The organism is Methylomonas rivi, from assembly GCF_024505165.1.
Classification (GTDB): Bacteria; Pseudomonadota; Gammaproteobacteria; order Methylococcales; family Methylomonadaceae; genus Methylomonas; species Methylomonas rivi.
The window spans coordinates 1-22,983 of record NZ_JANIBK010000040.1; the positions used below are offsets into that span (position 1 = coordinate 1).

A 22,983-nucleotide genomic window follows, 5' to 3' on the forward strand; every position below is an offset into this window, starting at 1 on the left:
GTGTCCGCGGCGGCCGCTGTTGAGGCCAAAACCGCCGAGGCACCCGCCGCGCCCGCCACGGCGAAAGCCGGTGAAAAAGAGCGTTATCAAGAAGCGTACGAAACTTTGCGGAATGGTCACAACGCTCGGGCCATTCAAATGTTCGAAGCGCTGCACGCCGATTATCCGGCGGGCGAATTCAGCGATAATTCCCAATATTGGTTGGGCGAAGCTTATAAAATCAACCGGGAATACGATAAGGCCCGGGCGGCATTCAACAAGGTCGTCAATCAGTATCCGAATAGTTCCAAGGTGCCGGATGCCTTGCTAAAGTTGGGTTACATAGAATTCGACCAGCAGAATCCGGCAAAAGCCCGCGATTATTTAACCCGGGTTACCGCCAACTATCCGGAGACCACCGCCGCGCATTTGGCGAGCAAAAAACTGGCGCAAATGCCGCAATAAATTTCGCATGGATTTATCGCTCCGCATTACCGAAATTTTTTATTCCTTGCAAGGCGAGTCGAATACGGTAGGTCTGCCTACCGTGTTCATACGCCTGACCGGCTGCCCGCTGCGCTGCGGTTATTGCGACACCGCCTATGCTTTTAGCGGCGGGGAAAAGCAAACCCTGCCGCAAATCATGTCGCAAGTAAAAAGCTACTCTACCCCTTACGTCACCGTGACCGGCGGCGAACCTCTGGCGCAACCGGCTTGCAATGCGCTGATGGCCGAGTTGCTGGATGCGGGTTATGAGGTATCCTTGGAAACCAGCGGCGCATTGGATGTTTCAAGCGTCGATCCCCGCGTCGTCAAGGTGATGGACTTGAAAACGCCCGGCTCGGGAGAAATGCAGCGGAACCTGTATAGCAACCTTACCCATCTGACCGCGCGGGACCAGGTCAAATTCGTGATTGCCGACGAGGCCGATTACGAATGGTCCAAGCAACAGCTGATTGAATATCGGCTGCAAGAGCGTTGCCAGGTGTTGTTTTCGCCGGTCATGGGCGCAATGCCGGCCGCAAATTTGGCGGACAGGATTTTGGCGGATCGGCTGCCGGTCCGGTTTCAAATTCAATTGCACAAATATCTTTGGGACGATGCACGCGGAAAATAGCCTAAAGACCACGCGGGGCGGCGAACGGAAAAACGCCATTATTTTATTGTCCGGGGGGCTGGACTCGATTACGGTGCTGGCGCTTGCCAAACGGCAGGGTTACGATTGTTACGCGCTGAGCTTCGATTACGGTCAGCGGCATAATGCCGAACTGGAAGCGGCCAAGAACATTGCCCAGCATTATCGGGTTTTGGAGCACAAAATCATCCGCCTCGGTTTGGACAGTATCGGCGGCTCGGCCCTGACCGACGCTCATATCGAGGTGCCTCAGTCGCCGCAGGAAGGTATCCCGGTTACTTATGTACCGGCCCGCAATACCATTTTTTTGTCGTTTGCCTTGGGTTGGGCGGAAGTGTTGAATGTGCATGACGTGTTTATCGGCGTCAATGCGGTGGATTATTCGGGCTATCCGGATTGCCGGCCGGCATTTATCGAGGCTTTTCAAACGATGGCCAATCTGGCCACCAAGGCCGGCGTGGAAGGGCATAAAATTCAAATTCATACCCCGTTGATAGCGTTAAGCAAAGCCGAGATTATTGCCCAAGGCATCGGTCTGGGGGTCGATTATGCCAGTACGGTGTCTTGCTATGCCGCCGACCGTCAGGGCAGGGCCTGCGGCCGTTGCGATGCCTGCCGCCTGCGTAAGGCCGGGTTTGCCCAGGCGGGGGTGCCGGATCCAACCTGTTACCGCTAACGCACTTTTCAGCTAAAAAGTGCGCGGCTAGGGTTTGTGGATTATGCTAAACGCTTGATGAGAATATCCCGTTAATCAAAAGCCGAGCATACTATGCGAATGAGTTCAAACAAATCCCAGTTTGTTGCCGTTGCTTCAATTGCCGCGGAATTAAGCGCCGTCATGGAAGTGGCCAAGGAAATTTCATTGGCGGCGGCCAACGCCAAAGCCATTGCTTTTAGGGCTGGCGAGAAAGCCAAGGGTTTTCAACCGATTACCGATTTCATCAATGAGTTGGCGAAAGAAACCATCGAACTGGTCAATAACATCAACGAACATGCGCTGAAACTTTACCGGCTGACAGTCAAGGAGCACAGAATGTCCGAGGCCTGTAAGCGTTTCGAGAAAGTCGCGGTTAGCGCCTCGTCGGCTCCCTATGCGGGTTCGTTGACGCAATCCTTGCAGCAAGCCAGGCAACGGCGGACGGATTGCCGGCGGCAATTCTCACTGCATGTTTCGGAATTGCTGGCCCAGCTTGCGGATGTGATGCATCCGGCCCGGGCGGCGCGGGTGATTGCGGCCAACTCCCGTATCGAGGCCTCCCAGGCAGGCGAATACTTGCAAAGTCTGCAAGCCGTGGCTGAAAGCGTGGACCATGCCGCTCAAATCATTCACGACAAAGTGCACAAATGCCGCAGTGCGTTAACCATGATTAGCACCGGCGATTAACTCCCGAATACATCGATTACCAGCAAAGAGGCAAAGTTATCCATGAAAATGACTAAAATTTACGAGGGGGCCTACCAGTGGATCATGTACGGCCGAGACCCGTATAAACCGGATAACATCATAGACACAAACCAATACGTGGTGCGCACCGACAAACGTTGCTTGCTGATCGATCCCGGCGGCATAGAGTTGTTCGCGCCCATGCTGGCGGCGGTCTTGCATCATGCGCCGGTGGATGAAATCACCGATTTGTTCGCCTCGCACCAGGACCCGGACATCATTTCATCGCTGGGTTTGTGGGATCAGGCTCTGCCGCACGCCAAGCTGCATGCCGCCGGGCTGTGGGAAGGTTTTTTACGGCATTTCGGCTGCGAAAGCATTCAATATGTGCCGATTCCGGATAACGGCGGCGTCATCAATCTAGGTAGCGTGGAGCTGCAAATTGTGCCCGCGCATTATTTGCATTCGTCCGCTAATTTCAATATTTACGATCCGCAGGCTAAAATTTTATTTTCCGGGGATATTGGCGCGGCCCTGGAAGCGCCGGGCCAGCCTGTGTTTGTGGAAAATTTCGATGCGCATGTCGAAAAAATGCGCTTTTTTCATCAACGCTGGATGCCGTCCAATCAGGCCAAGCGGGCCTGGATAGACAGGGTGCGCAGTTTGGATATCGAAATCCTCGCTCCCCAGCATGGGCGCATGTTTAAGGGCGATGACGTGAAACGCTTTCTGGACTGGTTTGAAGCCTTGCAAGTCGGGATTGCCGTATAAAACAAACATTTGCCGTGAATAGTCGTTATAATTCGCCAAAAATCAGCCCTCGTCGGAAGACGGGGGTTTTTTGTTAGAGGGTGTTTTGGAGTATCTCATCAAGCATGGCGCAAAAACTTTATATACAAACTAACGGTTGTCAGATGAACGAGTACGATTCCGATAAAATGCGGGATGTACTGCTGGCATCGCATGGCCTGGAATTGACGGACATTCCTGAACAAGCCGATGTTTTATTGCTAAACACCTGTTCCATTCGCGAAAAAGCGCAAGAAAAAGTATTTTCCGCGGTCGGACGCTGGAAAAAAATTAAAGATAAACGGCCCGAAGTGATCATCGGCGTCGGCGGTTGCGTGGCCAGTCAGGAAGGGGCGGCTATTCAAAAACGCGCGCCGTATGTCGACATCGTGTTCGGCCCGCAAACCCTGCACCGTCTGCCGGAATTGTTGAATAAAGCCCGTAGCGGTGATCATCATGTCGTCGACATTTCGTTTCCGGAAATCGAGAAATTCGACAACCTGCCGGAACCGCGCGCCGAAGGCCCCAAGGCCTTCGTCTCGGTGATGGAAGGTTGCAGTAAATACTGTACTTATTGCGTGGTGCCTTATACGCGCGGCGAGGAAGTCAGCCGGCCGTTGAAAGACGTGATTGCAGAGATCGAGACCCTGGCCGCGCAAGGCGTGCGGGAAATCAATCTGCTGGGGCAAAATGTCAACGCCTACCGCGGCGAAATGGAAGACGGCGACATCGCCAGCTTTGCGTTGCTGTTGCATTTCGTCGCCGCCGTGGAGGGTATAGACCGTATTCGCTTCACCACATCGCACCCACTGGAATTTACCGACGATATCATCGAGGCTTTTGCCGAAATTCCGCAACTGGTGAATCATTTGCACCTGCCGGTACAAAGCGGCAGCAACCGGATTCTGGCCGAAATGAAACGGGGGCACGCGCGCGAGGATTATCTGGAAATCATGCGCAAAATCAAGGCCGCGCGTCCGGGTATCAGTCTGTCTTCCGATTTTATCATCGGCTTCCCGGGCGAAACCGAGCAAGATTTTGAAGATACCATGGCGCTGATCGAAGAAGTGGGTTTCGATTTTTCCTACAGCTTTATTTTCAGCGCCAGACCCGGCACCCCGGCTGCGAATTATCCGGACGATGTCGGCATGGAAGTTAAAGAGCGACGTTTGCAACGCCTGAAAACGCGCTTGAACGAAATGTTTATGGCGATTTCCGAGGCTATGGTAGGTTCGGTGCAAAGTGTATTGGTGGAAGGCGTTTCCAAGAAAAACCCCTTGCATTTGACCGGGCGCACCGAAAACAACCGGGTAGTCAATTTTGCCGCCCATCCGCGCTTGATCGGCCAGTTTGTGGATGTGCTGATTACCGAAGCATTGCCAAATTCGCTGCGCGGACGCTTGGTGGAATCCTCCGTCGAAAAAATTATGCAAAATATCCCTCAGGACATAAAGGTCGCGTGTTGACAGCCGCTGAATATTCACAGGAAATTACCTTATTGCCGGCGGACAACCAACGTTTGTCGAACTTTTGCGGGCAGCTTGACATTCATTTACGGCAGATCGAGCAACGGCTGCATGTGGATATCGCCAACCGCAGTAATCATTTTAAAATTACGGGTGTCGACGCTGCCGTCAAGGCGGCCTGCGCGGTGATGCAAAAATTATTCGATCAGGCGGACAAGGAAGAAATTACCCCTGAACAGGTGCACTTGAGTTTGCAGGATGCCAGTATCGATCAGTTGTTGCAGACGGTGCCGGCGGTAAAGTCCGACCCGGTCGCCATCAAAACCAAGCGCGGGGTCATCAAAGGCCGGGGGGAAAACCAGCAGGAATATTTGCGCAAGATTCTCAGTCATGATATTAATTTCGGCGTAGGACCCGCCGGTACCGGCAAAACCTTTTTGGCGGTGGCCTGCGCGGTGGAAGCGCTGCAGAATGAAACCGTGCGGCGCATCATTTTAGTCAGGCCCGCGGTGGAAGCGGGAGAAAAGTTGGGATTTTTGCCCGGCGATATGGCGCAAAAGGTCGATCCTTATCTGCGGCCTCTGTACGATGCCTTGTACGATATGCTGGGTTTTGAGCGGGTGGAAAAATTGTTGGAAAAAAATGTTATCGAAGTGGCACCCTTGGCGTTTATGCGCGGGCGTACGCTCAACGACTCTTTTATCATTCTGGATGAAGCGCAAAATACCACCACCGAGCAAATCAAAATGTTTCTGACCCGGGTAGGCTTCGGTTCCACCGCCGTCATTACCGGCGATGTGACGCAAATCGATTTGCCTAGCGAGAAAATGTCCGGTCTGAAGCATGTGCTTAAGGTTTTAAAAGATGTGGAAGGTATCAGTTTTACCTTTTTCGGGGTACGCGACGTGGTTAGGCATCCTCTGGTACAGCGCATCGTGGCTGCTTACGATCGTTACGAGCAGGAACAGACTTCGTAACTCATGAATTATCTGGACATACAAATCGCTACCGAAAGCAGCGATTACCCCAGCGAACGGCAGTTTCAACGCTGGGTCGATACGGTGCTGGCCGATCCCGGCCAAGATAGCGAAATCGTGATTCGTTTGGTTGACGATGCCGAAAGCGCCGAATTGAATCGGCGGTACCGGCATAAACCAGGCTCCACCAATATCCTGAGTTTCCCTTTCGAAGCGCCGGAAGGCGTCGTGTTGGATTTGCTGGGCGACCTGGTTATCTGTGTTCCGTTGATTGCCCAAGAAGCCCGACAACAACATAAATTGCCCGAACACCACTGGGCGCATATTACCATTCACGGTACCTTGCATTTGCTCGGTTACGACCATATTGAGGAAACCGAAGCCGAGGAAATGGAAGCGCTGGAGATCAAGTTTTTGAACAAGTTGAATATAGCCAATCCCTATCAGGAAGCGAGTACGCAATGAGCGACGGTTATCCCCCGAGTAGTCAGCCCCATCAGAGAAGTTTGCTGGAACGCATCAGCCATTTCCTGACTGGGGAGCCGCAAGACCAAGAAGATTTATTGGAAATACTCAGAGAATCGGAAGAAAAACACCTGCTGGATTCCGATTCGCTAGCCATGATCGAAGGCGTCATGCAAGTCTCCGAAATGCGCGTCAGAGACATCATGATTCCCCGCTCGCAAATGGTGGTGGTGCCTCGGGACGCCGAACTGGAAACTATTTTTCCGTTGGTGATCGAGTTCGCCCACTCCCGCTTCCCGGTTATTGAAGAAGACCGCAGCAAGGTGGTAGGTGTTCTGCTGGTCAAGGATATCCTGGCTCATGTGCTGCAAAACAAATCGCTTAAAGTTGAAGCTGTGATGCGGCCGGTGAGCGTGGTGCCGGAAAGCAAGCGTTTAAATGTATTGTTAAAGGAATTCCGCACCGAACGCAATCATATGGCGATTGTGGTCGACGAATACGGCAACGCCGCCGGCTTGGTCACCATCGAAGACGTGTTGGAACAAATCGTCGGTAAAATCGAAGACGAACATGACGACGATGAAACCCAAGACTACATTTCGCAGCGCAGCGAACGCGAATTTATCGTCAGCGCCCTGACCCCGATATCGGATTTTAACGAATATTTTTCGGTCGACCTGGAAGACAGCGAATGCGACACGGTGGGCGGCTTGATTTTGCAAAGATTGGAACACTTTCCTAAAAAAGGTGAAAAGGTCGAGATCGAGGACTTTAATTTTGAAGTGTTGCGGGCCGATAATCGTCGGGTTCACTTGTTGAAACTGAAAATCAAATAAGTAACGTCTATTTAGGGTTTCGTCAAAAATAACATCCCCGTATTTCCGGGGATTGTTGCCGCTAGGAGGGGCTTTAGCCCCGATCGAGGCGCTCATCGCGGCTAAAGGCCCTCCTACAAGGAAATATATTTCGGTAAGTTGTTTCCAACCATACCCTTAGAGGTCGCGCCGCCTTCGCAAGATGAAAACCGACGTTAGGGCAGGGCCGGCCTTTCAGAGTAAGGCCGGGTTGTATCCGGCCTTCGGCTAACCCGTCATGGAATCGTATTTGTCTGTCGGCTCAGCAATTGCTCGAATTCTTCGGCGGGCAAGGGTTTCGCGAATAAAAAACCTTGCCCGTAATCGCAGCCGGCCTCCAGCAGTAAATTACGTTGTTGCGCGGTTTCTATCCCTTCCGCGATCACTTTCATGCCTAGTTTGTGCGCCATCGCGATAATGGCTTCGCATAGCACCATATCGTTGGATTGCGGCGCCAAGTGGCTGACAAAAGAACGGTCGATTTTGAGAAAGTCGATATCGAATTTCTTTAGATAAGCCAGCGCGGAGTAGCCGGTGCCGAAATCGTCCAGCGACACTTGCAGGCCGGCCCGGCGGAAGGCGGATAAAATTTCGGACACTTCAGGACTTGCTTCCAGCAGCAAGCCTTCGGTAATTTCAATCACTACGGCATTGCCCGGCAGGCCTAAAGCCCGCAGATGCTCAAGCCACAATGAATGTTGATCGCGGCCTTTAAAAAATTGCAGGGGCGATTTGTTAACGCTCACTTGCAAGTGCGGAACGTACCGGTTTCGCCATTCGGCCGCCTGGCGGGTGGCCTCTTTAAACACCCAATCGCCAATTTCGCCGATAATGCCGATGTCCTCGGCAATGGAAATAAAGTTATTCGGGCTGAACAGCAGACTGTTGGTGGGGTGCGCCCAGCGCAGCAAGGCTTCCGCCTTTTGGATGCGGCCGGTTTGCAGTTCCACGATAGGTTGGTAATACAGCTTGAATTGCTCGGCGGCCAAGGCAAGGCGCAAATCGATGGCTGTTTGCATTTTGACCATGGCCGCTTCCTGCATGGAAGCGGTAAAGAAACTGTATCGGTTGCGCCCCTGCTGCTTGGCGGCGTACATGGCTTGGTCGGCATTTTTAATCAAGGTGTCTTGGTCGCTGCCGTCTTTCGGGTATAGGGTGACGCCGATGCTGGCGGACACAAAAGCCTGCTTGTCCTTGAGCTGGAACGGTTCGGCCAGTGTCCGCAGAATACCTTGGATGATCCGTTCAACGCTGGCAATATCGTCCAATTCGTCCAGAATCAAGGTGAATTCGTCGCCGCCCAACCGGGCCACGGTGTCGGATTCCCGCACGCAACTCAGCAGGCGCTGAGCGGCATCGGCCAGCAATAGATCGCCCATGGCGTGTCCCAGAGTATCGTTGACTTCCTTAAAGCGGTCGAGATCCAAAAATATCAATGCCAACGGTAATTGCCGCCGATGGGCTTTTTTAAGCAGCAAGCTTAGCCGGTCGTGAAACATGCGGCGATTAGGCAGGCGGGTAAGCGGATCGAAATTGGCTTGCTCCCAGATCAGCTGTGCCGATTGTTTTTGTTGGGTGATGTCTTCGACGATGGACCAGATATATTGTTGGCCATCGCCGCCGGTAATCAGCACGCCATTCAGGCGGATGGGGATCTTATGGCCGTCGCGATGCAGATATTCTTTTTCATACGGGCCGTATTTCCCCCTATCCGCCAGGGATTGCAGCTGTTGCAATTCCTGCGGCTCATAATCTTGAGGCGTTAACTCCCAATAACTGATGCGGTTTAATTCATCCAACGAATAACCGACCATATCCAACAAGGCCTTGTTGGCTTCCATATAGCGGCCGTCCATGCTGTTTTGCGCAATGCCCAGCGGCGACATTTCAAACATGGTTCTGAGCTTTTCCTCGCTGGAGCGCAGAATCTGCTCGGCATTTTTACGCTCGGTGATGTCGATGGCAATGCCTATAAGGGCGGATTCGACACCCGTTTGCTCTAACAGCATGACTTTTTTGATCTCCAGCACATGCCGGCTACCGTCGGCAAACGTTAACACCTCCTGCTCTTGAACCATGGAGGGCGTTACAGCGGAAGGGGCGTCGAATGTCAGTAATTTGGACAGGCGCGGATCGGCAAAAAAGGCCTCATCGGTCATGCCCAGGGCTTCCTGCAAGGTTTTGTTCAAAAAGCGCGATTCTCCGTCCGCCCCGATCAACCAGATACCGAGCGGAATATTGTCGAGTATGGTCTGCAGTTTAGTTTCGGAGGCATGCAGGGCCGCGACTTGTTGGTTCAATTTGCTTATCAGGGTCGAAAAACTGCCGGCCAGATAGCCGATTTCGTCGTTTCTGCGGTCCGGTAAATCGGGCAGCGGTTTGCCGAGCTCGAACTGAGAAACGGTTTTGGCCATTTGGTTCAGAGGTTTGGCCAGAATCCGGGCCAGTACCAGGGAAAGCAAAACGGCCAGGATGCCGAACAAAGCCGTGACTTGTATCACGTTGAAGCCCAGTATTTCGCTTTCCGCGATAACGCTTTCCAGCGGTGTATACAGGCCCAGCATAACCATGCGCCGGGCGCCGGGCGCTCCCAATGGAACCCGCACCAAAGCCGCCAAGGCAGTGCCGCCGGGTAAGGCGTCGGTTAAGGTCAGCGTGTGCGGTTCGTTACCTTCAAGCACCACCTGGCTGGACGGGATGTCGGCTTGAATGAGAAATTGCCGGCCTTGTTCGAAGGCAAAGGTTTTGCCGGGATCGGGGTGAATCAAATAATCGCCGTGTATATTGGTGAGCAGTGCATTGCTATTGGCCGGCAAGTCGCTGTGTATGTGCTTGAAAAGGCCGTCGAGATTAACGTTGATGACTATGACGCCCTGTTTATGCGTTCGGCTTTGTGTGGTGGTGGCGACTCTGATCGTCGGTTTGCCGAAGCCGAGATGACTGCCCAATTCCCGGTTCAGGTTGATTTCGGATATATAAAGCTGTCCGGCCGGCAGGCGCACGGTCTCGAAAACATAGGGGAAATGGCCTTTTTCTTGTAATTGCCGCCCGGTGACGATTTTAATGCCGGCCAGATCCCGGTCGACCCGAACCAGTTCCTTGCCGTGGTTGGCGGCATCTATCAGCCTGATTTGCGCGTATTCCGGTCTGGCGGCCAACAGGCTGGCAAACACTTGCTCGAGTTGCCGTTGTTCCGGGTTATCCGATGCGGGGCCCGGGGCATGTTCCATGACTTGCAGCGTTAGCGGTAGCGTTTCGATGAATTTTATATCGGCGGCGATATCGCTCGTCGCATCGCTGAGACGATCGGCAAATGCTCGGGCGGCAGTCAGTAATTTGTCCTTTGAGGATTGGACCAATAAGTCCTGACTGCGCACGAAAATATAATAGCCGAACAAGCCGATCGATAAACTCCCGAACAGCGCCAGCCAAAAACCCAGTTTAATGCCTACGCTTAATCGCATGGTTCAGAATGTTTCCGGGCTGTCGCCGGAAATGATGCGGTCCCACAAGGCTTTACGTTTTCCGGGTTCCGACAAGGGCTCCAGCCAGATGATTTTGTCGTTCTCGCGGCTGTCCGGAAACGGCGCGACGGTATTGGCGAGGCCGTGCTTGTCGGTTAGGTGCTGGCTGACGGCATACTCCAGCATGAAATTGATCCAGTTTTCCGCCAGTTTTCTATTCGCGGCCGCCGGGGTAATGGCCCAACAATCCAGCCAGGCCAGCGCGCCTTCCTTGGGAATGATATAGCCGATATCCGCGCCGGCTTCGCGTAGGGCTTTCAATTGTTGGGTACCGTAATTGCCGAAAAGCAGGGTAATATCATACTTGGAAAACAGCGTGGCGGCTTCCTCGGCGGTGGCGTAAAACGTTAACACATTGCGCCGCAAGTCCACTAATCGCTTGGCGGCCCGGGCGAGTTCGCCGTCGTCCATATCGAAGGGGTTTTTTACCCCCATCAGCAGACCGGCAACAGAAAAATTATGATTGCTGGCATTAAACGCCAACACCCGGCCGCGATAGACGGGATCCCACATGGCGGCCATGGAGTCCGGGATCGCCTTGACGGTTTTCCGGTTATATATCAGCCCCATTTCCGAGTAGGTATAAGGGATGGCATAGAGCTTGCCATCATGCATTAAGCCCGGAATTGCGGCCAGATTTTGAAAGCGCGGCAGCTGGTTTTTATGGTTGGGAATATTGCCGATGTCTATGGGTGTCGCCAGGTTTTGCTTGATGTAACGCTGCAATTCGGCGGTATTGGCCGCGAACACGTCAAAGCCGCCGGTACCGATTTTATCCCAGAGGTCATCGTCCGAGCTGACGGCGGTTACCTCGACGTCCACGTTGAAACGTTGCCGGAAAAGGGCGACTATCTCGGTGTCGGCATAGCCGGGCCAAGCCAGAACGCGCAGGGTTTCATGCGCGTTCGCGACGGTCTGCGCGCATAACAGCAGCATCAGGCAAATGATGGGAAAGGCGGACTTGGCTGGTTCGACGCGCATGTCGGGCGGCATAAAAACGGGTTGCGGATTGCGCGCCGGCTAGCACCGGCCCAGGCTTACGAGCCGGCCATGCCGGCGTCTCGGTGGTTTCAGGCCCATTACGGTTGGGATGCGCCCAGCGCGGGCCAATCGGTGTAGCCGCGTTCATCGCCGCCGTACCAGGTTTCCCTGGGCGCCTCCGCCAGTTCGGCTCCCGCTTTCAGGCGAGCCACCAAGTCCGGATTGGCAATGAACGGCCGGCCGAAACACACCAAGTCGGCGCTGCCGTTCTTGCGGGCCTGGTAAGCCAGCTCCGCGGTGTATAGATTGTTGGCCATGTAAGGGCCCTTGAACAGAGCGCGCAATTTTTGCAGATCGGCAGGCGCGGGTATCTCGCGCGAATCGCGGGTGGCGCCTTCGACGAAATGCAGATAGGCCAGACCAAACCGATTCAGTTGTTCGATCAGGTAGCCGTAGGTCGCCATGACATCACTGTCCATGGGAGTGTTGCCGGCGCTGGGCGTAACCGGCGACAGGCGTATGCCGACACGGTCGCCTCCCCAAATCGTTGTTACGGCCTCGGTCACTTCCAGTACCAGCCGGGTACGGTTTTCAATGCCGCCGCCGTACCGGTCGCTGCGATGATTAGTGGAATCCCGGATGAACTGTTCCAACAAGTAGCAGTTAGCCGAGTGGATTTCCACGCCGTCGAAGCCGGCTTGTTGGGCGCAATGGGCGGCGTGCCGGTATTGTTCGACAATGGCGGGGATTTCCGCCGTTTCCAGGGCGCGCGGGGTCGGCACGCGTTGCAAGCCTTGTTCGGTAAAGGTGTCGCCGTCCGGGGCAATGGCGGATGGCGCTACCGGCAATCCGCCATCCGGCTGCAGCGAGGGGTGGGAAAATCGCCCCACATGCCACAGTTGGCAAACGATTTTGCCTTGTGCGGCATGCACCGCGTCGGTAACTTGCCGCCAGCCCTTGATTTGGGCCTCGGTAAAAATGCCGGGGGTAAAGGCATAGCCGCGTCCTTGCGGCGAAATATTGGTGGCTTCGCTGATGATTAAACCGGTGCTGGCGCGCTGGGCGTAATAAGTCGCTTGCATCGGCCCCGGAATGCCGTCGTTTTTAACCCGGCAACGGGTTAACGGCGCCATGACGATACGGTTGGCTAGCCGCCACGCACCTATTTTGACGGGTTGAAATAAATCGGTATCGGTGAGTCTGTTCATACTTAAGAGATGAGGAGTTAGGGAAATCAGCTATCAATCCGCCAAATCGATTTTAATCAGGGTGCCCTGGTTGCGGTTGCGCGTGCTGTAATTAAGACCGTTGAATCCCTGGCGATCGGTTTGCCGTTGTTCCTCCACGCCGCCAATTTCCAGCCATTCGCCCAACCGCCCGCGTACAGACGTCCGCAGGTTGCGGGTTTCAACCGCGCCGTTGTGGGTGAAGCGATCCGACCAGGGTTCGATGTCGACCATCACTTCATCGTTGCCTATCAGACGCGGGACCACGGCAAAACCCGTGCTGGCTTCCTGCATATACGTATTGCTGGTGATGCCGGCGTAGCCGTAGGCATTGCCGTATACGCCGATATTCTCGACGGGTCTGCTATTGCCGGCCTGGATATGCGCGGCTTGGCCTTCAAGCGTACGCAATTGCTGGGTCGTTCTTTGTTGCTCGAGATTGCGGGTGTCGCCGCTCATGCCGCGCATGCGAATCGACTGGCCGGACAGCTGGATTGCCGCTTCGGCGTTGAGTTGATCGGCGGATTGATGGCTGTTTTGCATGACCGAAATAAGCAGGTTATGCGGGCGGGTATCAAGCTGATCGATAAGGCCGCGAAATGTAGCCAGACGCTGGGGGCTAGCTTTCACAATCAGATTGAAGCCGTCGCCGCTAACCACTTCGTTTGCTTCCAGCATGGGTACCAGTAACGCTTGTATCTCGGCGGCGGGGCGATTACGCAAAGCGATCATCTCGATGACGCTGTCGTCGGCCTGAGCCGCGCATTGCAACAATAGCAGGCCCAAACCCACCAGCCAGCTAGTAAGCCGGCTTCGACAACGTAGATTAAATAGCGGCGGATGTTTGGTTTTTAGCCCGAACTTTAAGCATGTCGCGGCCAGGCATGGCGCCCCGTGGGATCGTTTTGACGTTCCCACGGGGTTAACAAAAAGCCGGGGTTTAAATTTCACGGTACAGGGACAAATATTGATTGGCGCTATTTTCCCAGGAAAAATCCTTGCTCATGGCATTGCGCTGCAATTTTTGCCAGAGCGGTTTGTTGGCATGCAATACCAAGCCGCGTTTGATGGTTTCCATCAAGGCGCCGGGCACTGCATCGTTGAATACGAAACCGCTGGCGGTACCGTCCGCCAGGGTTTGCGGCAGCACATCGACGACGGTATCGGCCAATCCGCCGGTTTTGCGCACGATGGGCAAGGTGCCGTAACGCTGGCTGTACATTTGGTTGAGTCCGCAAGGCTCAAAGCGCGACGGCATCAAAAACATATCGGCGCCGGCCTCGATTTGATGGGCCAGATTTTCATCGTAACCGATGGTGATGGAAATTTTATCCGGGTATAAACGGGCAAAATCCTGCAAACGCACCTGTATGCTGCTGTCGCCGCTGCCCAACAGGGCGAATTGCAGCGGCATTCTGGCCATTTCCTTCAAGCAGCTTAATACCAAATCGACACCCTTTTGGTCGACCAGGCGGCCGATCAGGCCGAACAGCGGTACTTCGGCCGAAACCGGCAAACCCAATCTGGCCTGTAATGCGGTTTTGTTCAGAGCCTTTTTAGGCAGGGTTTTGCTGTTGTAGGTTTGGGCGATTTTTTGGTCGGTTTCCGGGTTCCAGACATTGATGTCTATGCCGTTGATGATCCCCGACAAGTCGTGTTGACGGTGCGCCAGCAAGCCTTCCAGGCCGTAACCGAATTCCGGGGTTTGGATTTCCTGGGCGTAGGTCGGGCTGACGGTGGTGATGCGGTCGGAATAACTTAAGCCGCCCTTGATAAAGGACAGCATGCCGTGGTATTCCAGGCCGTCCTGGTGCCAGAGCTGGCCGGGCAGGTTCAATAAGTTATAGGTGCTGGCGGGAAACACGCCTTGATAAGCCATGTTGTGAATGGTGAATATCGTGGCGGGCCTTTGCTCTTCCAGCGATAACAACGCCGGAATCAAACCGGTTTGCCAATCGTTGCAATGCACCACGTCCGGTTTCCAGTCCAGGTAGGCGCGGTTCATCGCCACTTCCACCACGATGCGGCAAAACAGGGCGAAGCGGTCGCCGATGTCGGGCCAGGGATTGCCGTTCTCATCGTTGTATGGGTTGCCGGGATGGTCGAAGAAGGGCGGATAATCCACCAGCCAGACAACCACTTCGCTGTCGGGCAAGCGGGTTTCCAGCAGGTTGACGTCGCAATTGTTGACCCGCACGGTGCATAAATAGCGGCCGGGTTCGCAATTTTTAATGCCCTGGTAATTGGGCATGATGATGCGTACATCCTGGCCCAGTCCGGTCAGCGCGACCGGCAGGCTGCCGGCGACGTCGGCGAGGCCGCCGGTCTTGATCAAAGGATGGGTTTCGCTGCTGGCGAAGAGGATTTTTTTCATAAATTTTAACAGGTGTCGTTAGGGTGCGTACTTTATGGCGATTCACTCCGCGCGTCTCACATTTTCAGTATGATGCCGGCCAATGGCGGCAGCGTGACGGTAATGGAATGCTGCATGTTCATCCAGGGCTGGGGCTCGGAATGTACATGGCCGTTACCCATGTTGCTGCCGTCATAATATTCCGAGTCGGAATTGAAGATTTCCAGATAAACGCCTTCCCTGGGCACGCCGATCCGATAATTCTCGCGAGGCACCGGGGTAAAATTCAGAATCACGATCAGGTCTTCGCTGGCCGATTTGCGCCGGTAACTGATGATGGATTGTTGGTAGTCATGGCAGTCTATCCATTCAAAGCCTTGGTGGTCGAAGTCGTATTGGTACAAAGCCGAATGGGTTTTGTAGAGTTTGTTCAAATCCTTGACCAAGGTTTGCACGCCGCGGTGGTGGGCATAATCCAGCACGTACCAATCCAAATCGCGATTGACGCTCCACTCGGTGCCCTGGCCGAATTCGCAGCCCATGAACAACAGCTTTTTGCCCGGATAGGTGAACATCAGCGTGTAGAGCAGGCGCAGGTTGGCGAAGCGCTGCCATTCGTCGCCGGGCATTTTGTTCAGCAGCGAGCCTTTGCCGTGCACGACTTCGTCGTGCGAAAACGGCAGGATGAAGTTTTCGGTAAAGGCGTACAGCAAACCGAAGGTCAGTTGGTCATGATGATAGGAGCGGTGGATGGGTTGCTCCTGCATGTAATGCAGAATGTCGTGCATCCAGCCCATGTTCCATTTCATCGAGAAACCCAGGCCGCCGGTCCAGGTGGGGCGGGTGACTTGCGGCCAGGAGGTGGATTCCTCGGCCATGATCACGGTGCCGGGGTGCTGTTCGTGGGTGACGGCGTTCATGTGGCGCAGGAAGTCGATGGCTTCCAGATTTTCGTTGCCGCCGTACATGTTGGGTATCCACTCGTTGGCTTCGCGGGAATAATCCAGATACAGCATCGAAGCCACGGCGTCGACCCGCAAGCCGTCCAGGTGAAATTCTTCCAGCCAGAAGAAGGCGCTGGACAGCAAAAAGTTTTTCACTTCATTGCGGCTGTAGTTGTAGATCAAGGTGCCCCAGTCGCGGTGTTCGCCCTTGCGCGGGTCTTCGTGTTCGTAAAGCGGGGTGCCGTCGAAGCGGCCCAGGGCGAAACTGTCTTTCGGAAAATGCGCCGGCACCCAGTCGAGAATGACGCCGATGTCGTTTTGATGGCACAGGTCCACGAAATAACGGAAGTCGTCCGGGCTGCCGTGCCGGCTGGTCGGCGCGAAATAGCCGGTGGTCTGGTAACCCCAGGAGATGTCCAGCGGGTGCTCGGTAATCGGTAATAATTCGATATGGGTAAAGCCCATGGTTTTGACGTAATCGACCAGTTTGCCGGCCAAGTCGCGGTAATTTAGGAAGTTGCCGCGGTTATCGCGCTGCCAAGAACCCAGATGCACTTCGTAAATCGACATGGGTTTATGCAGCCAGTCGTGGTTGGGCCGGCGTTCCATCCAGACGCCGTCTTCCCATTGGTAAGCGTCTTCCCGCACCACGACCGCCGCCGTTTGCGGGCGGAATTCGAATTGTTGGCCGTAAGGGTCTGTCTTGACCAGTACCTGGCCGGTGTGTTGGTTGCGGATTTCGAATTTATACAGGCTGCCCGCTTCCAGGCCGGGGATAAACAGTTCCCAAATGCCGCAACCGCCCAAGTTACGCATCGGATGGCAGCGGCCGTCCCAGCGGTTGAAGTCGCCGATGACGCTGATACGTTCGGCGTTGGGCGCCCAAACCGCGAAGTAAACCCCGTCTATACCATCCATGTTATGCAGGTGGCCGCCCAGTTTTTGGTAAATGTGCCAATGCCGGCCTTCGGCAAATAGGTGTTGATCGAAATCGCCCAATACGGGGCCGAAGGTGTAAGGATCGGTATCCAGATGATCGTGGCCGTCCTTGTCGGTCCAGAACAGCTCGTAATGAGGGGCAATATTCTGGCTTGCCGCGGGATAGCATTCGAATAGATCCGTGCCGGAAATACGCTGCATCGCCGGACCTTTTTCACCAATGCTGACGGTTTCGGCATACGGCAAGAACGCACGGATCACGGTTTTTTGGTTAGAGGTATGGCGGCCCAAAACCGAAAATGGATCGTGATGCTTGGCTTCGATAATTCTAATCAGGTCGGAATCAAGCGGGGTTCTTTTGCTTGGTTTGGTCATTTTGCAATGCCTCAGTTATAGTTAGGTTTGTTTTTAGAGGGTATCAATCTTAAAGGATGATGGGATTACAAGATTAGTACGCTTGGGTTTTTACTTTTCCGTGAAGAGTAACGATAATGGGCCCATGCGGCAAGTGGAAGTCAAAACAAATCTGCTGAAAAAATGGGTTAGCCGGTTTTCAGTCTGGAATTCGTTCAAATTTGGAGATAAAAATAATGTCAGTCGTCAATACACAGCAATCGCAAAGACGGATTAACGAATTAACCCGAAATACCATTGCCCTTATCCTGGCGGGTGGGCGCGGTTCCAGGCTTAAGCAAATGACGGATTGGCGCGCTAAACCGGCGGTGCCGTTCGGCGGCAAATTCCGCATCATCGATTTCCCCTTGTCTAACTGCATCAACTCGGACATTCGCAAGATCGGCATTCTAACCCAGTATAAGGCCGACTCGCTGATTCGCCATATCCAGCAGGGCTGGGGTTTTTTGCGCGGCGAGTTCGGCGAATATGTCGACCTGATGCCGGCCCAGCAGCGCCATGACGAGCACTCCTGGTATCAAGGCACCGCGGATGCGGTATTTCAGAATATCGACATTCTGCGGGCGCGCAATCCCGAATTCGTGCTGGTGTTGGCCGGCGACCACATTTACAAAATGGATTATTCCGCCATGATCGCCGACCACGTCGCCAATAAGGCGGACCTGACCATCGGTTGTATCGAAGTGCCGTTGGAAGACGCCAAGGCTTTCGGGGTGATGGACGTGGACGATAACCGCCGGGTTAGGGCGTTTGTGGAAAAGCCGGAGAATCCGCCCATCATGCCGGGACGGGAAAATACCGCGTTGGCCTCCATGGGCATCTATGTGTTCAATGCCGGTTTCCTATTCGAACAATTGATCAAGGATGCCGATACCAAGGGCTCCAGCCGCGATTTCGGTAAAGACATCATTCCTGCCGTTATCGATAAATACCGGATTAATGCTTATCCGTTTCTGGATTTGCAAAGCGGCCAACAAAGCTACTGGCGCGACGTGGGCACCATCGATGCCTATTGGGCCGCCAATATGGAGTTAATCGGCGTCAAGCCCGATTTGAACTTGTACGACAACACTTGGCCGATCTGGACGCACCAAGCGCAGACCCCTCCGGCGAAATTCGTCTTCGACGACGACGATAGGCGCGGCCAGGCCATCGATTCCATGGTGTCGGGCGGTTGCGTAATTTCCGGCGCCACGGTGCGGCATTCGTTGTTGTTTTCGCAAGTGCGGGTCAACTCGTACAGCGAGGTCAACGATTCGGTGATATTGCCGGAAGTGAACATTGCCCGCCATTGCCGGATTACCAAGGCAATTATCGAAAAAGCCTGCCAGGTTCCGGAAGGTACCGTGATCGGCGAGGACAGGGCGGAAGACGAAAAACGCTTTCACGTCAGCGATGGAGGAGTGGTATTGGTGACGGCGGAAATGCTGGGCCAAAGACGCCACTATGTCAGATAAACCCCTGAGGCTGGTGCTGTGCTGGCACATGCATCAGCCGGAATACAGGGACACGCAAACGGGTGAGTTCAAGTTGCCTTGGACTTATCTGCATGTGATCAAGGATTATGTCGATATGGTGGCGCATTTGGAGGCGGTGCCGTCGGCCAAGGCGGTGGTTAATTTTGCCCCCATCCTGCTTGAGCAGATCGAAGACTATTCCAATCAGGTCAACAGCTTCTTGCATGACCGTATCGCCATCAAAGACCCTTTGCTGTCGGCGCTGGCCGATCCCAGCGTTTCCGCCAACCCCGAACATCGCTTGAAATGGCTGCGCGATTGCCGTAAAGCCAATCGCGAGCGCCAAATCGACCGTTATCCGGTTTTTCGCAAATTGACGGAAATGGCGGAATGGATTCAAACCCATCAGGATGCGATCAACTACGTCAACTCGCAATTTATTGCGGATATTATAGTTTGGTACCATTTGGCCTGGATGGGGGAGACGGTTAAGTTGACCGATGCCCGCGTCCAGCGCCTGATTGAGAAAGGTAGCGGTTTTTCGCTGCACGACAGGATAGAAGTGCTGGAAATTATCCGCGATTTGCTGTCCAAAGTATTGTATCGCTATAAATCCCTGGCCAGAAAGGGGCGTATCGAATTGTCCGTAACCCCTTACGCCCACCCGATCATGCCCTTGATGTTGGATATGCATAGCGCCCGGGAAGCCATGCCGGATATTCAAATGCCGGCGTTACAGGACTATCCGGGCGGCGCGGAGCGTGTTCGCTGGCATTTGGCCAAGGGTGTGCAAACCTTTAAGCACTTTTTCGGTTTTGAACCCAAGGGATGCTGGCCTTCCGAAGGGAGCGTCAGTGAGGCGACGCTGAAAATATTGGCGGAATTCGGTTTTACCTGGGCCGCCAGCGGCGGTAACGTCTTGCATAATAGCCTGCGCGCCTCCAACCTAATGCATAAGTCGATACACCATCCATTCCGGCTCGATTCCGCCGATATCCGCTGTTTTTTTAGGGACGACGGTTTATCCGATCTGATCGGCTTTGAATATTCCAAATGGCATGCGGACGATGCGGTGGCCGATTTGATTCGGCATCTGGAAAATATTGCCGACGTGGCGACGGAAGAATCGGTAGTGTCGATTATTATGGATGGCGAAAATGCTTGGGAATATTTTCCGGACAACGGTTATCATTTTCTGACTGCCTTATATCAACGCTTGGCCGAACATCCGCGTATCGAATTAACCACCTTTTCGGAGTGTCTCGAGCAAAATCTACCCGCTATAATACTGCCGAAATTAGTCGCGGGTAGCTGGGTTTACGGTACGTTTTCCACCTGGATAGGCGATGCCGATAAAAACTATGGCTGGGATATGCTGGGCGATGTTAAAAGGGCATTCGATAAAGCGGTTTCAAGCGGGACGCTTTCCGAGCAGAAATTGGCCTTGGCCGAGCAACAATTGGCTGTCTGCGAAGGTTCGGATTGGTTTTGGTGGTTCGGCGATTACAATCCTGGCGAAGCGGTCAGCGATTTCGAGCAACAGTACCGGCTGAATTTAACCAATCTGTACCGACTGTTAGGCGAGGAACCGCCGACGTATTTGGCAATGTCCTTTACGCAAGGTAGCGGCGCTCCCGCAATGGGCGGCGCCATGAGGCGTGGTAACGCAATTTATTAACTATAGGAATATATGAGTGTTCTCTTAAATAAACGCCGTGCCGGGGTATTGCTGCATATCAGCTCCTTACCCGGGAAAGGTGAATGTGGTGATATGGGGCAAGAGGCATTCAACTTTATCAATTTTCTGCACGATGTCGGTGCAACCGTTTGGCAGACTTTGCCGCTGGGCATGCCGCATGGCGACGGCTCGCCGTATCAGTGCCTCTCGGCGCATGCCGGCAACCCGGCCTTTATCAGTATCGAATGGTTGGACGAGAAGGGCTGGTTGCCTACCGAAGAAAGCTGTTCGGATTGCCATGGCGGCCATGCTTTCTGGAAGAGTTGCTTGATTGGTAAAGCCTTCTACGGGTTTCAATCGACGGCTAAAAAAGAAGATCAACTGGACTTTAAAAAGTTTTGCAAGGAAAAAGCCGAATGGCTGGACGATTTTGCCTTGTTCATCGCCTTGCGGAATGTGTTTGGGCACAAATGCTGGAACCAGTGGCCGGAGGCCTTGAAACAAAGACGCCCGCAAGCTTTGAAGGAATCGAGGGAATTATTGAAATCCGTGATTGAGGGTATCAAGTTTGAGCAATATGTCTTCTTCAGGCAGTGGCACGAATTAAAAGCCTATGCCAGGGAAAAAGAGGTGCTATTGTTCGGCGATATTCCGATTTTCGTCTCGTACGATAGCGCCGATGTTTGGGCCAACCGCGAGGTGTTTAAACTGAACAAGGCCGGAGATATGGATGTGGTGGCGGGGGTGCCGCCGGATTATTTCTCCGAATTCGGCCAACGCTGGGGCAATCCGCATTACGATTGGGAATTTTTGCGCAAGACCCATTACCAGTGGTGGGTAGAGCGCATCAAAAGCCAGAACGAGATGTTCGATATTCTGCGCATCGATCATTTTCGCGGCTTGGAAGCGGCCTGGGAAATTCCGGCCAGCGAAAGTACGGCGATTAACGGGCAATGGGTCAAGGCGCCGGGACATGAGCTGTTAAAAGCCATTCAAAACGAATTTCCCAGCTTGGCGTTAATTGCCGAGGATTTGGGCATTATTACCGAGGAAGTCGAAGCGCTACGGGATGACTTTAATCTACCCGGCATGAAAATTTTGCAATTCGCCTTCGACGGCCATCCGGATAATCCCTATTTGCCGATGAATTTCGACCACAACAGCGTGGCTTATACCGGCACGCATGATAACGACACCACCTTGGGTTGGTTCGAAAGCTTAAACGATGCCGAAAAACAGCGCGTGTACGATTACCTGGGCTGGTCCACGTTGCCGATGCCGGACGCGCTGGTGCATGCCGCGCTCGGCTCGGCCGCCAATCTGGCCGTGATACCGATGCAGGATATTTTGCGCTTAGGTTCCGCGGATAGGATGAATACGCCAGGCACAATCGAGGGTAATTGGCGCTGGCGTTTTAACTGGTCGCAATTGACCGAGGAAAATGCCGGACGTTTCGCGCATTTTGTCGGTATGTTCGGCAGACATCTTTAGCAAAGCGTCTTAATCGTCGTCATCCTTTGCCGCCGGTTGCGCCGGAATCGGCAGCAAGGGTATTTGGTAGCTGCCGATTATGCTCTGAATTTGCTGCAGATTTTTAGCTATCAGTTCGTCGAGTTGCTGCTTCCGGCGGTTGTCGCCGTGTCTGACGCCCATGGCAATCGAAAAGTCGAATTTCATGTCCGGTGTCGATTTCATCTCCAGCGCGGTATAGCTGCCTTTAGGGCTTTGGGCTTCCACGTAACCCGCCATCGGTCCCCATAAGATCACCATATCGATGAGGCCGGCGCGCAGATCTTTATCGATTTGCATGGCGGCATTGTGTTCGCTATCGCCTGTCATGCTTTGGTAGGGCAGGCCTTGCTCCAGCAAACCATTTTTTTGCAGCCAGGCTGTACCCGGTCCGCGGTCGAACATGGCGATTTTGAGGGTTTCTTGTCTTTCCAGCGGTAAATTCGCTAATTGCGCAGGGTCGGTAATATCGTCCCAGCCGCGGCCTTTGGCGATGAGCAAAACATAGGTGGAGTGAAAGTAGGGTTGGGTGGTTTCGGCCATGTCGTAACCGGCCGGAACCCCCATCACGATATCGCACTTATAACCTTCGCCATTGTCGTTTTCCGCTTTCAAGGTGTTGCGAATAAAACCGATCCTGGCCGGCAGCCACATATACTCAAGCTGTTGGCCTAATTGCTCGGCAAACAACGCGGCGATTTTGTTTTCATAGCCGCTTAAATCCTTGCTGGAGTAGGGCGGATTCAGAGGGTCGGCGCAGACTCTAAATTTATCTTCGGCCTGGATGGAGGTGGTCGTTGCGGCGAGGCCGGTTAAAACCATGCATCGCGCCAGGGTCTGGAATGTTTTCATCGCGGTTTCCTTTAGCTTTATCGGGTACATAAAAAAGCCTTGGCCGATTGCTCGGCC

At 53.8% G+C, this 22,983-nt stretch carries 19 protein-coding genes; 12 read left to right on the forward strand and 7 right to left on the reverse strand.

The features are described 5' to 3' along the window. The 9 genes from ybgF to NP596_RS09595 form a co-directional block, all read left to right on the forward strand. On the forward strand, positions 1-444 hold a 444-nt coding region (gene ybgF, locus NP596_RS09555; protein WP_256615106.1), incomplete at its 5' end, for a tol-pal system protein YbgF. A gap of 7 nt (positions 445-451) precedes the next feature. Beyond that, positions 452-1,096, forward strand: a complete 645-nt coding sequence (queE, locus tag NP596_RS09560) for a 7-carboxy-7-deazaguanine synthase QueE (protein WP_256615107.1) — start codon at positions 452-454, stop codon at positions 1,094-1,096. Beyond that, positions 1,080-1,790, forward strand: a complete 711-nt coding sequence (gene queC / locus NP596_RS09565) for a 7-cyano-7-deazaguanine synthase QueC (protein ID WP_256615108.1) — start codon at positions 1,080-1,082, stop codon at positions 1,788-1,790. Before queE ends, queC begins: the two co-directional genes overlap by 17 nt. Before the next feature lie 93 nt (positions 1,791-1,883). After that, positions 1,884-2,498, forward strand: a complete 615-nt coding sequence (locus tag NP596_RS09570; protein WP_256615109.1) for a chemotaxis protein — start codon at positions 1,884-1,886, stop codon at positions 2,496-2,498. A gap of 42 nt (positions 2,499-2,540) precedes the next feature. After that, positions 2,541-3,269 (forward strand): oxygen-binding di-iron domain-containing protein, encoded by a 729-nt coding sequence (locus tag NP596_RS09575; RefSeq protein ID WP_256615110.1) that lies wholly within the window; start codon positions 2,541-2,543, stop codon positions 3,267-3,269. A 104-nt stretch (positions 3,270-3,373) separates the two neighbouring features. After that, positions 3,374-4,753 carry a tRNA (N6-isopentenyl adenosine(37)-C2)-methylthiotransferase MiaB gene (gene miaB / locus NP596_RS09580; protein WP_256615111.1) on the forward strand — a complete coding sequence of 460 codons (1,380 nt, stop codon included), beginning with the start codon at positions 3,374-3,376 and terminating at the stop codon, positions 4,751-4,753. Continuing rightward, complete coding sequence (locus tag NP596_RS09585) at positions 4,747-5,730, forward strand: PhoH family protein (protein WP_256615112.1); 984 nt, start codon at positions 4,747-4,749, stop codon at positions 5,728-5,730. Before miaB ends, NP596_RS09585 begins: the two co-directional genes overlap by 7 nt. A gap of 3 nt (positions 5,731-5,733) precedes the next feature. Next, positions 5,734-6,195 (forward strand): rRNA maturation RNase YbeY, encoded by a 462-nt coding sequence (gene ybeY, locus NP596_RS09590; protein ID WP_256615113.1) that lies wholly within the window; start codon positions 5,734-5,736, stop codon positions 6,193-6,195. Further along, positions 6,192-7,031, forward strand: coding sequence for a CorC family transporter (locus NP596_RS09595; protein ID WP_256615114.1), 840 nt, complete (start codon positions 6,192-6,194; stop codon positions 7,029-7,031). Before ybeY ends, NP596_RS09595 begins: the two co-directional genes overlap by 4 nt. A gap of 254 nt (positions 7,032-7,285) precedes the next feature. Here the strand turns inward: NP596_RS09595 and NP596_RS09600 are convergent, their stop codons facing one another. The 6 genes from NP596_RS09600 to glgB form a co-directional block, all read right to left on the reverse strand. After that, a complete protein-coding gene (locus NP596_RS09600) occupies positions 7,286-10,513 on the reverse strand; it encodes an EAL domain-containing protein (RefSeq protein WP_256615115.1) in 3,228 nt (1,075 codons plus the stop codon). Positions 10,514-10,516: 3 nt separating this feature from the next. Then, the gene (locus NP596_RS09605; RefSeq protein WP_256615116.1) at positions 10,517-11,554 is read right to left on the reverse strand and encodes an extracellular solute-binding protein; all 1,038 of its coding nucleotides are present in this window, start codon (positions 11,552-11,554) and stop codon (positions 10,517-10,519) included. 98 nt (positions 11,555-11,652) lie between these two features. Beyond that, positions 11,653-12,762, reverse strand: coding sequence for an alkene reductase (locus NP596_RS09610; protein WP_256615117.1), 1,110 nt, complete (start codon positions 12,760-12,762; stop codon positions 11,653-11,655). Between the two features lie 33 nt (positions 12,763-12,795). Beyond that, positions 12,796-13,572 carry a secretin GspD/PilQ domain-containing protein gene (locus NP596_RS09615; RefSeq protein WP_256615118.1) on the reverse strand — a complete coding sequence of 259 codons (777 nt, stop codon included), beginning with the start codon at positions 13,570-13,572 and terminating at the stop codon, positions 12,796-12,798. A gap of 148 nt (positions 13,573-13,720) precedes the next feature. Then, positions 13,721-15,154 (reverse strand): glycogen synthase GlgA, encoded by a 1,434-nt coding sequence (gene glgA / locus NP596_RS09620; protein WP_256615119.1) that lies wholly within the window; start codon positions 15,152-15,154, stop codon positions 13,721-13,723. 56 nt (positions 15,155-15,210) lie between these two features. Beyond that, positions 15,211-17,391 carry a 1,4-alpha-glucan branching protein GlgB gene (gene glgB, locus NP596_RS09625; protein WP_256615120.1) on the reverse strand — a complete coding sequence of 727 codons (2,181 nt, stop codon included), beginning with the start codon at positions 17,389-17,391 and terminating at the stop codon, positions 15,211-15,213. A 215-nt stretch (positions 17,392-17,606) separates the two neighbouring features. Here glgB and glgC point away from each other — a divergent pair, with 215 nt between their 5' ends. The 3 genes from glgC to malQ are packed head-to-tail and all read left to right on the forward strand — an operon-like array spanning position 17,607 to position 22,056. Continuing rightward, on the forward strand, positions 17,607-18,887 hold the full coding sequence (gene glgC / locus NP596_RS09630) for a glucose-1-phosphate adenylyltransferase (protein ID WP_256615121.1): 1,281 nt from the start codon (positions 17,607-17,609) through the stop codon (positions 18,885-18,887). Next, a complete protein-coding gene (locus tag NP596_RS09635; protein WP_256615123.1) occupies positions 18,877-20,565 on the forward strand; it encodes a glycoside hydrolase family 57 protein in 1,689 nt (562 codons plus the stop codon). The genes glgC and NP596_RS09635 overlap by 11 nt, the downstream gene beginning before the upstream one ends. 12 nt (positions 20,566-20,577) lie before the next feature. Continuing rightward, complete coding sequence (gene malQ / locus NP596_RS09640) at positions 20,578-22,056, forward strand: 4-alpha-glucanotransferase (protein ID WP_256615124.1); 1,479 nt, start codon at positions 20,578-20,580, stop codon at positions 22,054-22,056. A 9-nt stretch (positions 22,057-22,065) separates the two neighbouring features. On the opposite strand, the gene NP596_RS09645 is transcribed toward malQ, so the two are convergent. Continuing rightward, positions 22,066-22,926, reverse strand: a complete 861-nt coding sequence (locus NP596_RS09645) for a quinoprotein dehydrogenase-associated putative ABC transporter substrate-binding protein (protein WP_256615125.1) — start codon at positions 22,924-22,926, stop codon at positions 22,066-22,068. Between the last annotated feature and the right edge of the window lie 57 nt (positions 22,927-22,983).